The organism is Vibrio sp. 10N.261.55.C5 (assembly GCF_041470505.1).
In the GTDB taxonomy this organism is placed as follows: Bacteria; Pseudomonadota; Gammaproteobacteria; order Enterobacterales; family Vibrionaceae; genus Vibrio; species Vibrio crassostreae_C.
This window is the reverse complement of record NZ_JBFRMS010000051.1, coordinates 55,893-70,697: the sequence shown is the minus strand read 5'-3', so window position 1 is coordinate 70,697 and position 14,805 is coordinate 55,893. Positions and strand designations below refer to the sequence as shown.

Genomic DNA, 14,805 nt, shown 5'->3' with positions numbered 1-14,805 from the left:
TTGAAACACAGTGGATGAATTGGCAAATCACACTTCACTGACTTTGCACGTTTATCTATTCAAACTTCACCCATCCCTCCTTCTGCTCAAATGGTTCAAATACACGGAAAGGATCACCATCGAGCAATTTAGATAATCAATTTACCTTGGTTACCTTAGTTGTATTATTAAAGAGAAAGGAAACTCAATATGAAATACAAGTTAAGCTCCGTATTTTTGTTAGTAGCAGCAGCCAGCGGTAATGCTAACGCTGGAGAATGTGGCAGCGTAACAATTGCAGATATGAACTGGAACTCTGCAACACTGATCGCCAATATCGACCAATTCATCCTTGAACATGGTTATGGGTGTGATGCTGAACTTATCCCTGGCGACACTATGCCAACAGGCACGTCTATGATCGAAAAAGGCCAGCCTGATGTTGCACCTGAACTTTGGAGCAACAGCTTAAAAGACGCATTAGATAAAGGTGTTGAAGAAAAACGTCTTCGCTACGCAGGTAAAGCACTTGTGAACGGCGGCGAAGAAGGCTTTTGGGTTCCAGCTTACCTAGTAAAACAGTACCCTGAAATGGCAACTATCGAAGGCGTACGCAAAAACGCAAGCTTATTCAAACACCCTGAAGACCCAGATACATCTGCATTCTACAGCTGCCCTGCAGGCTGGAACTGTCAGATCAGCGCCGGAAACCTGTTTAATGCTCTTGAGCTAGAAAACAGCGGTTTCACGATTGTTGATCCAGGCTCGAGTGCCGGCTTATCTGGCTCTATCGCAAAAGCTTATGAACGTGAAGAAGCTTGGTTTGGTTACTACTGGGCACCGACCGCTGTTCTAGGTAAATACGACATGGTTAAAGTCGACTTTGGCAGTGGCGTTAATGAGGAAGAGTTCCTTAACTGTACCACCAAAGAAGATTGTGAATCGCCAAAAGCAACCATGTACCCGCCTTCACCTGTCCACACGATTACCACTGAAAGTTTTGCGTCACGTGCTCCTGAAGCGTACGACTACTTTACTAAACGTGGTTTCACAAACGACAAAATGAACTCGCTACTTGCTTGGATGGAAGACAACCAAGCTGATGGCGAAGAAGCGAGTCTGCATTTCTTAAGTGAATTCCCAGAAGTATGGCACCCATGGGTTTCTGAAGAAGTGGCTAAGAAAGTTGAAGCTCAGCTGTAAGAGCTTGATTTAATAACAAGTAATTACGCTTCAACAATAAAACAGAAATAACGTCGCTATACTTGATGTTATTCATGATTCGGAGCCCTTTTCATTAGCGATTTTCTTATCGCATGGACAAGTGGCTCCGAACTATAAGGATATAAAATGGCTGACAGCAATTGGTTATCAAGCTTTCCAGAGATGGAACGCGGTGATTTACGAACCATAAAAAAGACGCTAGATGGCGCATACCGTGAATTTTCCCGTGAATACGGCGAAATGATTGAATCTCTCTTTGACCCTCTTCTTTCATTCCTCGTTTGGTTTGAAAAACTCCTTATCTCAACACCTTGGATTATAGTCCTGGCTGTGTGTACCAGCCTTGTCTACGCAGCAAGCCGTTCTTGGAAACTGGCTCTAGGCTGTGTTGCTTCTCTACTTCTCATTGGTTACTTTGGAATGTGGGAAGACACCATGCGGACGCTCAGTATCATCACTGTATGTACCTTGGTTTCAATATTCTTGGGCATTCCGATTGGTATTGCGATGGCTCGTTCAAATCGAGCTCAGTCAATTGTTACGCCGATGCTCGATATCATGCAAACCATGCCTGCGTTCGTTTATTTGATTCCAGTGGTAATGCTACTGGGCATCGGTAAGATTCCAGGGCTAATCGCCGTGGTTATCTACGCGATCCCACCTGTAATTCGTCTAACTAACCTAGGCATACGCTTAGTTGATAAAGAAGTCCTTGAAGCCGCTACCGCTTTCGGTGCGAGCAAAAAGCAACGCTTATGGGGTGTTCAACTTCCTCTAGCAATGCCAACGATCATGGCGGGTATTAACCAAACCATCATGATGGCACTGTCTATGGTTGTTATCGCATCCATGATTGGTGTGAAAGGCCTAGGACAACCGGTTCTCAAATCGATTACTAACCAGTACTTCACATTAGGCTTGATGAATGGTTTCGCCATCGTTGCCCTCGCAATCCTTTTTGACCGCGCTTCTCAGGCGTACGCAAGAAGAACTAATGCGCATTTAGGAGGATTCAAGCATGACTAAACCATTGATTGAAATTAGTGGTCTGTACAAGGTGTTTGGACCGAAACCAATGTCTGTTATGAACCGAGTTCAAAACGGCGAACACAAAGATCAGATTCTTGCGGATACGGGTCATACCGTTGGTTTAAAAGAGATCAACCTTGAGATTAACCGTGGTGAAATCTTCGTTATCATGGGGCTTTCTGGCTCGGGTAAATCGACGCTGATTCGCCACTTCAACCGTTTGATTGACCCGACTCAAGGTAAAATCATGGTTGAAGGCATTGATGTGATGAGCCTCAACACTAAACAGCTAGAAGAGTTCCGTCGTCATAAAATGTCGATGGTATTCCAACGCTTTGGCTTAATGCCTCATCGCACTGTGGTTGAAAACGTTGCGTACGGGTTGGAAGTACAAGGCATCAAAAAAGAAGACCGTTTAGCAAAAGCCAACGAATGGTTAGAAACCGTGGGCTTGAAAGGTTACGGCAAGCAATACCCTGCGCAACTTTCAGGTGGTCAGCAACAACGTGTTGGCCTTTCTCGCGCTCTGTGTACTAACGCTGAAATCTTGTTAATGGATGAAGCCTTTTCGGCACTCGACCCTTTGATTCGAAGTGAAATGCAAGATCAGCTTATCGAACTTCAAGAGAAGCTTCATAAGACGATTGTTTTCATCACTCATGATCTGGACGAAGCACTCCGCCTAGGCGATAGAATCGCAATTTTGAAAGACGGCGAGTTAGTACAACAAGGCACACCACATGAGATTCTGCTAAATCCAGCCGATGATTACGTGGAAGCGTTCGTGAAAGACGTAAACCGTGCTCGTGCACTGACCGTTGAAACCGTTATGCAGCCTCCTCTGTATCGAATCACATCAGAAACGATTGAAGGTGCTCTGGCACAGATGAAGATGCTGAAAAACGATTACGCTTATCACGTAACGGATGACGGCTATCAAGGCCTAGTCACACAAGAGAGCCTACAAGACGCAGTTGAAGATTCATCGGTACATGATTTTAGTGATGAGATATACGAAGAAGTCCCTGCCATCTTACCAGATGCGGTGATTGAAGAAGTGCTACCGGACACTATGTCTTGTGACTACTCTCTTCCAGTTGTTGATGAAGACGGTAATCTAAAAGGTGAACTCGAGAGAAGCGCTGTTGCTGATATCTTCTCAGAAAGTAGCGAGGAAGAAGTAGAAGCCGACCCAAAGCCAAAGATTGATAAAGCTTCGTAGTCCTACTTTTCGTGATTTAAAGCTCGGCTGTTTAAATTATCATTGTTTGGGTTATCGTTATTTGAGTTATTGCTATTTAGATTAGCCTAAACTACATAAACCGCTCTAAGACCACTGTTGTTATTTCACTGCAGTGGTCTTTTTTATTTGTATCGGGCTCGTTTTCTTCTGAGATCTACCCGCACCTTAGGCTTTATAGGCACCTAAGTTTATATTTCATAAGAGAAAACAAAATAAAATCAGTCCGTTAGGTTTGTCACAAACCCAATAGCAAGATGAGTGAGATGCCAATTAAATGCTCTATTTGTACGGCAACCAGTTGAAATTATTCTAGAAAATGACTAAAACTTAATAGTATTAACAGATATTAAGCTCAATAAAAGGACTTAGTTTGATGAATTCTACTTTAGCGTCAGACGCAGCTACAAATCTAAACTCACAACAAGTGAGCGAGCTTGTCGATGAAAGCGTTCTGGAGCAAATGATTCGCGATACAAGTGCGGACATTATCCCTATCTTGATCGACCATTATGTCGAAGAATCACAAACACGCTTGGTCGCCATAAAAGAGGCTGTCACGCAGAAAGACGCTCAAACACTTGAGTTCGAGGTCCACACTCTCGGCAGCACAGCGCTTTCGTTAGGTAATCGCCCTTTGGGTGAATTAGCTCGAGCTTTAGAAAAGCTATGTTTAGAACAGAGTCATGATGCGGCATTTCGACAAGTTGATGAATTACTAGAGCTCGCAGAGCGTTCAATAAAAGCCTTGCTTGAAAGGAAAGAGGCAGGCTTCAGCTAGCTTTGCATGTTCATTATCGGTATCAGATTAAAAACTCAAAACAGTCGTTATTAATATAGTCGCCATAAGATGGGCTCCATCATGAACAGCAATGCGAGAAGTTATACAGGCCGCTTCTTAAAAGATTGCATGTGGTAGATAACAAATACACAAGACTCGTATTGATGGTTGCATATCACTATGTTATTGATTGGTTAGGATAAAGTTTCAAAAGGAATACACAATGCGCCCTAAGGTATTGTTAGTTGAAGACTCCACCTCACTCGCCGTACTCTACAAGCAGTACGTAAAAGACGAGCCCTATGATATTTTCCACGTCGAAACCGGCGCGGAAGCTAAGACCTTCATTGAAAGGCACTCTCCACAGCTTGTGATTCTCGACCTTAAGCTTCCTGACATGCCAGGCGAAGAAGTCTTAGATTGGATTACTGCTAACGAAATACCGACCGCTGTCATCATCGCGACAGCGCATGGTTCAGTAAACATCGCGGTAGACCTTATCCAACGCGGTGCAGAAGACTTCTTAGAGAAACCCATTCAAGCCGATCGACTCAAGACCTCTGTTAGCTTGCATCTAAAAAGAGCGAAACTCGAAAACCTCGTCGATAACATGCAAAGCAAATTCGATCGTGATCGTTTTCATAATTTCATTGGCTCTTGCCTACCCATGCAGGCGGTTTACAAGATCATTGATTCGGTAGCACCAACCACTGCCAGCGTGTTTATTAACGGCGAAAGTGGTACAGGTAAAGAAGTGTGTGCGGAAGCGATTCACCAAGAGAGTCAGCGTAATGGTAAACCCTTCGTGGCCATTAACTGCGGCGCTATCCCTCGAGACCTAATGGAGAGTGAAATCTTCGGTCACGTTAAAGGTGCGTTTACCGGTGCGACAACCGACCGTAAAGGTGCAGCAATGCAAGCGCATGGCGGTACCCTATTTCTCGATGAGCTTTGTGAAATGGAACTGGAGATGCAGAAGAAGCTCCTCAGATTTTTGCAAACTGGTACGTTTACTCCACTCGGTGGCAACCGCGAGATTAAAGTGGATGTCAGAATTATCTGTGCGACCAACCGCGATCCACTGGTTGAAGTAGAAGAAGGACGTTTTAGAGAAGACCTTTACTATCGTGTTCACGTTGTGCCTATCGAAATGCCACCGCTTCGTGAACGAGGAAGTGACATTGTCACCCTATCTAATCACTTCTTGAAACTGTACGCGAAGCAAGACAAGAAGAAGTTTAAATCAATAGACAAAGAAACGCAGAATCTACTTAAACGTTATGCGTGGCCAGGCAATGTGCGTCAGTTGCAAAACATCATCCGTAACATAGTGGTGTTGAACAATGAAACGAGCGTGACTAAAGACATGTTACCGCCTCCGATTAATAAAGTAGATGCCGCTCCATCATCTAAATCAGTGACACCAATTCGAGTAACTGCGCCTCAACCTGCAGTTGTTGAAGCACCAGAAGCTAAGTTGCCACCGATTACTCCGGAAGAGTTGGAACAATCGTCAGTTGCTCAAGCTCACAATGAGCCGATGACGCCTGCATTTACCACAAGCGAAGGTGCTATTCGTCCAATGTGGCAAATAGAACGTGAAGCCATTCAACATGCCATCAATCATTGCGATGGGAATGTGTTAAACGCTGCTGTGCTGTTAGAACTTAGCCCTTCTACTGTTTATCGTAAGAAACAGGCTTGGGAATCGGAAGATGAGTACAATCAAGCCTAACCAAGGTATACTCGACATAAACCTTCATGAGATTTGGCTGTTGATCGACAGCCAAACTTTTGGAGGCATAGAAACGCATGTTTTAGAATTAGCACAAGGCCTGATATCGGAAAGCGCTCAGTATTCAGAGGCTGTTCGTATCGTTCTTTTGACTAAGTTTAATCCTGAAGCGATCATCGTTGAAAAGTTGAATGCGCTAAACATCCCTTTTAGTTACCTCTCCGATTTAGCCTCATGTTCTGTAGATTCAAATGGCAATAGCGCGACACAGCTGAAACGTGCAGTTCAACATTATCAACCAAGGCTTATCCATGCTCATGGTTACAAAGCCAGTTTGGTCAGCAAGTTAATCAAGCTTCCGCCTCGTTTCAACAACACAAAGCAAATCACCACTTATCACGCAGGTGAAACCCCAACAGGCAAAGTATGGCTTTATGATTGGCTCGACCGTTACAGCAGTTTTCTTTCTGATCAGTCGCTCGTGGTCAGTGAAAAGATTAAAGCGAAAGTGCCGAGTCAAACCCATCAATTGAATAACTTTGTTAAAATGCCAACCGGGTTAACAAGCTCCCCTTCATCAAGCCCATTCCATGTTGGTTTTGTGGGGCGATTGAGCCATGAAAAAGCGCCTGATCGATTTGTTGCATTAGCCAAACAGTTTCCTGATGTTCGGTTTGAGCTTTTTGGTGACGGGCCAGAAATGGACATCTTAGTTAAATCGCAGCCTGATAATGTGACCTTTCATGGGCATCAGACCAATATGGACGACGTCTGGAGCCAAATCGATCTGTTAATCATCCCTTCTCGCTTTGAAGGCTTACCTATGGCGGCATTAGAAGCCATGATTCGTGGCATTCCCGTTCTCGCCACCTCAGTTGGTAACTTGCCTCAACTCATCGAGCATCAAGTTAACGGCTACCTTGCAAATTCAGAAGCTGAGCTAGAACAGTTTTTATCTTTGTGGATGTCATTGACGAACGAGCAGCGTGACTCTCTCAAGAGTCACGCGATAGAAACCGTGAAAAACCAATACTCTCCACAAGCCGTTGTCCCGCAGTTGTTGGAAATCTATCAACTCGACCGTTAATTCTAGCCTTAGTCGATAACTGGTTATTTGGGCTTGATGATTTAAGTACTTTAGTCAGTTTTATACTGATTCTCAAAATGACAAAACTCACCTCAAGGCTACGCCCTCACTTAATAATCCAACATTAAATCAGTAAGTTAAACAAAATGCATAACTGGCACTCACTTTGCAATCTTTAACATCAGGCGTAACTACGTCTAAAAAGATTGCGAGCCGAGTCCTAAAGAGTTTATTTGCCAATAGAGGTCACAATGGTCAACCCTGAAGCCAATAGATTGCCAGTCATCATCACGATCAGCACCTTGTGTGTTGGGCTTGGTGTTGTTTGGTACTTTGTGCCTCATCCTGCTGTCATTGTGGCGCTCGCTCTTGTGCCATTAGCCGGGTTATTCGTGTTAAACAAGACATTCTGGTTAGTTCTATTGTTCGTTGTCTTTTCATTTTTCCGAATTCACGAAGCCGTACCTCAGCTCTATTCGTTAAAAATACCGCTGATGCTTTCACTAGGAGCACTGTCAGCTTTGCTCTGGCATGCATTAATTAGTAAAGAGCTTAAAATCTTCTGGCACCCTTGTTTAAATTGGCTCGCCATATTTTGGGTATTGGTTTTCATTGGTATTATCTTCGCGTCCAACAGGCCAATAGCACTAGCAGAATTCAAGGGCGTTTATTGGAAAATTATCGTGATGACGCTTGCGATTACTTGGCTAGTAAACACCACTGAAAATCTCGCAAAAACCGCGATGACGATTATCTACGCTGGCGCTTTAGTCAGCTCTATTGCCGTGTACAACTCAGTAAATGGTATTGGGCTTGTCGAGGGCTCACGCGTGACTATTGGCCGCGATTTTGGCTCTATGTTAGGTGACCCGAACGACCTAGCACTGGTACTGATGTTCCCACTCGCCTTTACAATAAGCCAAGCCACCACGACTGGCATCTCACGATCCAAACGTTTAATCAGTGCCTTAGTTTGTCTGTTACTGCTCGCCGCTATTATTGCCACTCAAAGCCGTGGCGGATTACTGGGTTGTATTGCGGTGATTGGTATTTTTGCGTGGAAGCTAGTGCGCTCTAAAGTCCTCTTAATCTCCGTAGGAACTGTCGCGGCCGTCGTGCTCTACTTGGTTGCTGGGATCTCAGACAGGTCTTCTGGTGGTGCAGCTGAACAAGGCATCGATGAATCTGCAATGGGGCGAATCTATGCTTGGGAAGCGGCAGTAAAAATGGCAGTTGAGAACCCACTGACCGGCGTAGGGTTGAACAACTTCTTCTCGAACTACTTCTTTTATAGTTCGCACTGGGACGGACTTAATCACGCCGTTCACAGTACTTGGTTTGGTGTATTAGCAGAAACAGGCTTTATTGGTCTGATCATTTTTGTCTGCCTTATCGTTTCTTTGATCAAAACCTCTCGCTCTACGCTCGCGAGATTAAAAAACTCGACCACAGAAATCGCACCCGAACTCAACGCGGTCGCCTATGCGATCTATGCCGGTCTGATTGGAACAATCGTGTCGGGTACATTTTTGACTCAAGGCTTCAACTGGCCGATTTATATCCTCGCAGCACTCACAGTTTGCGTCTCAAACGTATCTCAAACTGCCTGTCAAAATGAGAAAACCTAAAAGTCACATTTTAACCTATTGAAAGTATTATATTTATTAAATGGCACAATATATGAAAGTACTTCTATATAACAAAAAAGAGGATTTTCATTATGACGTCAGTATCTATACATCAATTCAAACATTGGCTTAAGTTTCATCCTAATTCTCGAATTAGAAATGTGTTTTTCATTTTGAAAGACATCAGAAGCGCAGAGCTACCTACCCCTAAACTATTTAATCGCTGTCTATATCAAGCGCACAAGCTAGTGGTGAATCTGGTTTCTGGCTTTACGCGATTCTTCTACTGGACTCCGGCTTTCAAAGGTCGTGTGGCTCAATGTGGCAAACGCCTGTATTTGTATGGTGGACTGCCTTTCGTCAGCGGTCCGGTACAAATTTCGATTGGCGATAACTGCCGTATCTCTGGCCACACGACATTCTCTGGTTGTACTCAGCCACTTGAAGGCTTGGAACACCCACTATTGTCGATTGGCAACAACGTCGACATTGGTTGGCAGTCGACTATCGCTGTTGGCGGTAAAGTCGTTATCTCTGACAACGTACGAATCGCAGGCGGCGCTTTTCTATTTGGATACTCTGGACACCCGCTTGATGCAAAACGCCGAGCGCTAGGTGAAGGTGACGACCCTCAGCAAATCGGTGACATCATTCTTGAACCCGATGTTTGGTTGGGCACGAATGTGACGGTCAAAGGTGGCGTAACCATCGGCGAAGGTGCCGTAATAGCCGCAGGCAGCGTAGTAACAAAGAATATTCCTGCCTTCGCAATCGCAGGCGGTAACCCAGCTCGAGTTGTCGGTCACATCAAACCCGTTGAAGTGACAGAATCCGATATGTTCGATTCGTTAGAGACTCATGGAGGTGACCATGCGTGATTTAATCGTATTTGGTGAAGACTTTGGTGGCCTACCTTCATCGACTCAACATTTAGTTCGTCACCTTGCTAAGCAACACAAAGTCTTATGGGTCAACTCTATTGGCTTAAGACAACCGAAGCTGTCCGCTAAAGATGCCAGCCGAGCGTTCAACAAGTTGTTTGGTAAAACCAAAGCCGTTACTCAAAACATGCTCGACTCTGAGGGACACGACAACATTACTATCGTTAACTTAAAGACAATCCCTGCGCCTGCTTCTAAATTTTCTAGAAAGTTGGCTCAGCAAATGATGTTGCACCAACTAAAACCGGTTCTTGCAGAGCTTAATCTTAACGCGCCTATCCTATGGACTTCTCTTCCGACCGCTGTTGATTTGTGTGGACACTTAGGCGAGTCATCTGTGGTCTATTACTGCGGTGATGATTTTAGCGCGCTGGCTGGTGTTGATCATGACACCGTTGCACAGCACGAATCAGAGCTAATCGAAAAATCAACGCTTATATTCGCGGCTAGCAAAAAATTGATGGGTAAATTTCCAAAGCATAAAGCGCACTTGCTACCACATGGTGTCGACGTAGACCTATTTTCAACACCCGCACCAAGAGCAAAAGATTTACCAAGCAACCACCGCCCTATTGCTGGTTTTTATGGCAGCCTTTCTAAGTGGCTTGATTATGAAATGATTGATCATGTTGCGAATGCGATGCCGGAATGGGACTTTGTTTTCATAGGTCCAAACGAACTTGATACGCTCATGCTGCCTAAGTTGAGTAACGTACATTACCTTGGCCCTCGTCCACACCACACGCTACCAAGCTATTCTCAACACTGGGATGTGAGCTTGTTGCCGTTTGTTGATAACGAGCAGATCCGAGCGTGTAGCCCACTCAAACTAATGGAATACCTTGCGGCGGGCACACCAATTATCACAACACCGTTCCCTGCTTTGGTTCCATATCAAGGGCACGTAACCACGGTTGGCAGTGCCAACCAAATGATTTGGGCGCTTGATCATGCACGCGAGCTAAGCAACTCACCTATCTCTGTCGTCGAACAAGAGAGCTGGCAGAACCGTGGTAACTTCGTACATTGGATGTTGGAGCTATTATGAATAATCTGAAATTGCGGTTATTAGTCATCATCAATGCGATGTGGCGCCAACGCTACGTTATCGTTCTGCCAATGCTTATTTTGCCCTTTGTAGGCTTTGGTGTGAGCAAGTTGGCTCCAACTAAATATGACGCGCATACCAGTATGTTGATTCAAGAAACGGCCAAGATGAATCCATTCTTGGAAGACATTGCCGTTTCGACGATGCTCAAAGATCGACTTAACGCATTGAGAACACTGCTTCACAGTCGACATGTGCTTTACTCGGTCGCTGATGAACTGCAATTAACCACACCAGATATGCCTGAAATTGAGAAACAAGAGATCATTACTGACCTGTCTCAACGTCTAACGGTGACTCAGCTTGGAAAAGATTTTCTAAAGATAAGTCTAACGTCGAACACACCAAATGGAATGGAAGCGACGCTGCGCTCGGTAAGTGAACATTTCATTGAACAGTTACTCGCACCGGAACGTTCATCGATTGAAGATTCAAGTAACTTCTTGAAAATCCATATCGACAAACGTAGCGCAGAGCTTGCAGAAGCAGAAGAAGCGCTAGCTGCATACATGAATGAGAATGTTCATTCGACGCCTGAGGTACAGAGCCAAAGTTTGAATCGCTTAGCTTCACTCAAACAAACACTGGCAGAAAAAGAGGCCGAGTTATCGGGTGTCGAAAAAAGTTTAGGGTCAATCGACCAACAACTTTCAAGAACCAACCCTGTGATCGGTAAATTAGAAGACCAGATCATCGACATTCGTAGCGACCTTACCTTGTTACAAGCTAAATACACGGACAAGCACAGTGCTGTGCAAGCTAAAGTGCGTGAGCTAGACAGACTAGAGAATGAACGTAAGAGTTTGCTCGAGGTAACCCAGCCAACGATGAACAGCGACCAGCTTTGGGACATCGCAAGTAGTACGACACTGAACAAACTTTCTGATACCCAACCTCTTCTGGTCACTCAATTACACAGCCTACAGCTGGTTCGTGCTCGCTTTGAGTCTTTAACTGAAGAGACCAAAAGCCTTCGAACTATGATTTTCGAATTAGAACACAAGGCCAATAACTTCGGCGAAAATGCAAAAGAGATGTACCGCCTTAAACGTCAAGTTGAAATCAAACGTCAACTATATGATGAACTGACAGAGCGTTATGAAATGGCTCAACTAACGGGTTCGCTTGGTGTATTCGAGCAAAACAAACGTGTGAAGATTATCGATTTGCCTTTCACACCGAGTGTCAAATCTAACATGCCGACTTTTGTTTTTATTCTGGCTGGATTCGTTGCAGGTATCGGTTTGGGTATTGGTTTAGCGGTATTGTTTGAACTGTTTGATTCTTCAATCAAACGCAAAGACGAAATCGAAGATATCTTGGGTGTCCCTGTGATAACGGTGATCCCTAAAATGAGCTAGTCAGCCTCAAAGCCATTTTTGACTTGCTAGATTCACAGCTTTCTAATTTCCTAGCTTCGTGCTTCCTAGCTTTCTAGTTTCCAAGCTTCGTGCATCCTAGAGCAAAACGCCAACACTCGGTTGGCGTTTTGTTTATTTAGAGCCCCAAGTTCTAATGCTACTTTCGATTTACCCAAGCCCTATGATTCAAACTGCCATTCAATTGTATTTTGTTTTGATTCCCATTTTGAGAAATGAAAACTGCCCTAGAATTAAATAATCTAAACAACTGAAAAATAACGGTTATTTAATTGGCACAACTCCTGCAATCTCCTTGTGTAGTTAAACGTTTTAAAGAAGTTACTTCAAGAGAAACGTCAGAAAGGCGAAACAACAATTATAAAGGCAGGGTCCAAACTATGAATACGCATTTAACGAAGCATGGCAAAAAGATCATACACGTTGTTCAGCACCTTGCACCGGGTGGATTAGAAACCCTAACTCTGGATTTGCTCCGCCTTGCTAAACCAACAGACCAAGTGTTGATTGTCAGTTTAGAGGGTACTAAACAAGAGTCTATAAACAACTGGCCGAAGCTAGAGCCATACAAAAAGCAAATCGTCTTTTTGGATAAAGCACCAGGCGTACAATTCAATATCATTATTAAGCTAATTAAAGCCTTCAACGCGATTCGCCCTGATGTGGTTCATACCCATCATATTGGCCCACTGTTATACGCTGGTTATGCCGCTCGCGTAACCGGGGTTCCAACTCGAATCCATACCGAACATGACGCTTGGCATCTGAACAACAACAAACGTCGTCGATTACAAGCGCTTGCTTTAAAAGCTGCTCAACCAACGTTAGTTGCCGACGCGACACGTGTTTATAACCAACTACGCACTGCTTTTTCTTATGAGAACATCATTACCATCAAAAATGGCGTTGATTGTGAGAAGTTTAAGCCAATGTCGAAAGAACACGCGAGAGCAAAACTAAACCTGCCGACAGACAAACACATCATCGGTTGTGCAGGTCGACTAGAACATGTCAAAGGCCAAGACCAACTTATTAAAGCACTGACTCTTTTACCTGCAAACATGGTTGTCGCATTGGCTGGCGGCGGTACTAAACGCAATCAACTAGAGCAACTGACTAGCCGCTTGAATCTGAGTGACCGAGTCATCTTTCTTGGCTTAGTTGAAGACATGACCACGTTTTACGGAGCGTTGGATACGTTCTGCCTACCTTCACGCCACGAAGGGCTGCCGCTTTCTACACTTGAAGCTCAAGCATGCAATATTCCAACCGTCGCAATGGACGTTGGTGCCGTCGATGAAACCTTATGTCCAGTCAGCGGCGCCCTCGTCAAAAGCGGCAGCATTGTGGGGTTAGCTAGTGCGCTATTAGAAAAGCAAAATGAACGCTTTTTGTCACCTCGTCGTTACGTACTCGAAAACTTCGACATCATCAAAATGGTTTCGTCTTACAACGATATATCAGAAGGAGCTTACGCATGATTGATTGGTTGCTTGCGGGACTTTGTTTGTTTTCAGGTGCGTTGATTGTCTATCATCACGCAGCCTACCCTTTGTTACTGCGTTGGTATGCGAAAAGCCACCCCGCACGCAAAGTTGAAGAGAGTCATCGTTGCTACAAAGAGGAACAGCAAGATTGCACGTTGCCGACCATCACCGTTCTTGTTCCTGCATTTAACGAAGAACAGTGGATCGCAGACAAGATTCGTAACCTTGCTTCACTCGATTACCCAAAAAAGAAGTTGGAAGTCATTATCGCTTGCGATGGTTGCACTGATAACACAGTCGCCATTGCACAAATGACCATACAAGAAGCGATGTGCAGTGATGTCTATTTTGAGATACATGACCATCAAGTAAACCGAGGTAAAGTCGCGGTTGTTAATGAAGAAGTGACACGTATAACCAGTGATATCACGGCGATGAGTGATGTTTCTGCCCTTATTTCATTGGATGCTTTGCTTATAGCTGCCGCTCATTTTGAAAGTGACAAGGTTGGAGTGGTAAACGCAACGTATCAACTTTGTCCAACAGGCAATGAAGGCGAAAACACGTATTGGCAGTACCAAACCGCGGTTAAAGAGTCTGAGGCTTCGTTAGGTTCTAGCTTGGGTTCTCATGGCGCTTTCTACTTGTTTAGAACACACCTGTTCGAACTGCTTCCACTCAACACTATTAATGATGATTTCATCTTACCGATGCAAATCGTTAAACAAGGTTACATCGCCGAATACGAAACCCAAATGGTGGCATTAGAGCTAGAGGAATCGAACCTAGAAACGGACTTCAAAAGAAGACTTCGTATTTCAGCGGGTAACATGCAACAAGCGATTCGATTATTTGCCTTGTTCAGCCCGAAGTTCAAAGGCATCGCGTTTGCGTTCTTTTCAGGAAAAGGACTTCGCCTGCTCACTCCCTATTTAATGATTGTGTGCTTAGTGTGCTCAATCTTACTTAGCAACTACTTGGTATTTGAAGCGCTGTTATGGGCTCAAGTTGCCGTTTATACCATTGGCGTCCTTGGCTGCATCTTGCCAAAGCGTCTAGTAAACAAACCTATTTCATTAATCTCTTATTTGATAGTTGGACACTACGCCAACTTCATTGGTGGCATTCGTTACCTAATCGGACTAGAAAACTCACCTTGGACACGAGCAAATCATTAAGGACTTATT

12 protein-coding genes are annotated in these 14,805 nt (G+C 44.4%); all 12 read left to right on the top strand.

Going from position 1 to position 14,805, the window contains the following annotated elements:
• Positions 1 to 189: 189 nt before the first annotated feature.
• The 12 genes from AB4263_RS18375 to AB4263_RS18320 all read left to right on the top strand — a co-directional run bounded on the left by AB4263_RS18375 (position 190) and on the right by AB4263_RS18320 (position 14,796).
• Positions 190 to 1,182, top strand: a complete 993-nt coding sequence (locus AB4263_RS18375) for an ABC transporter substrate-binding protein (protein WP_017059592.1) — start codon at positions 190 to 192, stop codon at positions 1,180 to 1,182.
• Positions 1,183 to 1,329: 147 nt separating this feature from the next.
• A complete protein-coding gene (locus AB4263_RS18370; protein WP_017059591.1) occupies positions 1,330 to 2,229 on the top strand; it encodes a proline/glycine betaine ABC transporter permease in 900 nt (299 codons plus the stop codon).
• Complete coding sequence (locus tag AB4263_RS18365) at positions 2,222 to 3,454, top strand: glycine betaine/L-proline ABC transporter ATP-binding protein (protein WP_017059590.1); 1,233 nt, start codon at positions 2,222 to 2,224, stop codon at positions 3,452 to 3,454. Before AB4263_RS18370 ends, AB4263_RS18365 begins: the two co-directional genes overlap by 8 nt.
• A 394-nt stretch (positions 3,455 to 3,848) precedes the next feature.
• A complete protein-coding gene (locus AB4263_RS18360; protein ID WP_017059589.1) occupies positions 3,849 to 4,253 on the top strand; it encodes an Hpt domain-containing protein in 405 nt (134 codons plus the stop codon).
• 223 nt (positions 4,254 to 4,476) lie between these two features.
• A complete protein-coding gene (locus AB4263_RS18355; RefSeq protein WP_017059588.1) occupies positions 4,477 to 5,988 on the top strand; it encodes a sigma-54 dependent transcriptional regulator in 1,512 nt (503 codons plus the stop codon).
• Complete coding sequence (locus tag AB4263_RS18350) at positions 5,969 to 7,075, top strand: glycosyltransferase family 4 protein (protein WP_102320216.1); 1,107 nt, start codon at positions 5,969 to 5,971, stop codon at positions 7,073 to 7,075. The genes AB4263_RS18355 and AB4263_RS18350 overlap by 20 nt, the downstream gene beginning before the upstream one ends.
• A 251-nt stretch (positions 7,076 to 7,326) precedes the next feature.
• On the top strand, positions 7,327 to 8,703 hold the full coding sequence (locus tag AB4263_RS18345; protein WP_372098678.1) for an O-antigen ligase family protein: 1,377 nt from the start codon (positions 7,327 to 7,329) through the stop codon (positions 8,701 to 8,703).
• A 92-nt stretch (positions 8,704 to 8,795) separates the two neighbouring features.
• Complete coding sequence (locus tag AB4263_RS18340) at positions 8,796 to 9,581, top strand: DapH/DapD/GlmU-related protein (RefSeq protein WP_372098677.1); 786 nt, start codon at positions 8,796 to 8,798, stop codon at positions 9,579 to 9,581.
• A complete protein-coding gene (locus tag AB4263_RS18335; RefSeq protein WP_372098676.1) occupies positions 9,574 to 10,692 on the top strand; it encodes a glycosyltransferase in 1,119 nt (372 codons plus the stop codon). The genes AB4263_RS18340 and AB4263_RS18335 overlap by 8 nt, the downstream gene beginning before the upstream one ends.
• Positions 10,689 to 12,113, top strand: coding sequence for a Wzz/FepE/Etk N-terminal domain-containing protein (locus tag AB4263_RS18330; protein WP_017063900.1), 1,425 nt, complete (start codon positions 10,689 to 10,691; stop codon positions 12,111 to 12,113). The genes AB4263_RS18335 and AB4263_RS18330 overlap by 4 nt, the downstream gene beginning before the upstream one ends.
• 398 nt (positions 12,114 to 12,511) lie before the next feature.
• On the top strand, positions 12,512 to 13,612 hold the full coding sequence (locus AB4263_RS18325) for a glycosyltransferase (protein ID WP_017070860.1): 1,101 nt from the start codon (positions 12,512 to 12,514) through the stop codon (positions 13,610 to 13,612).
• Positions 13,609 to 14,796 (top strand): glycosyltransferase family 2 protein, encoded by a 1,188-nt coding sequence (locus AB4263_RS18320; protein ID WP_017059581.1) that lies wholly within the window; start codon positions 13,609 to 13,611, stop codon positions 14,794 to 14,796. The genes AB4263_RS18325 and AB4263_RS18320 overlap by 4 nt, the downstream gene beginning before the upstream one ends.
• Positions 14,797 to 14,805: the final 9 nt, after the last annotated feature.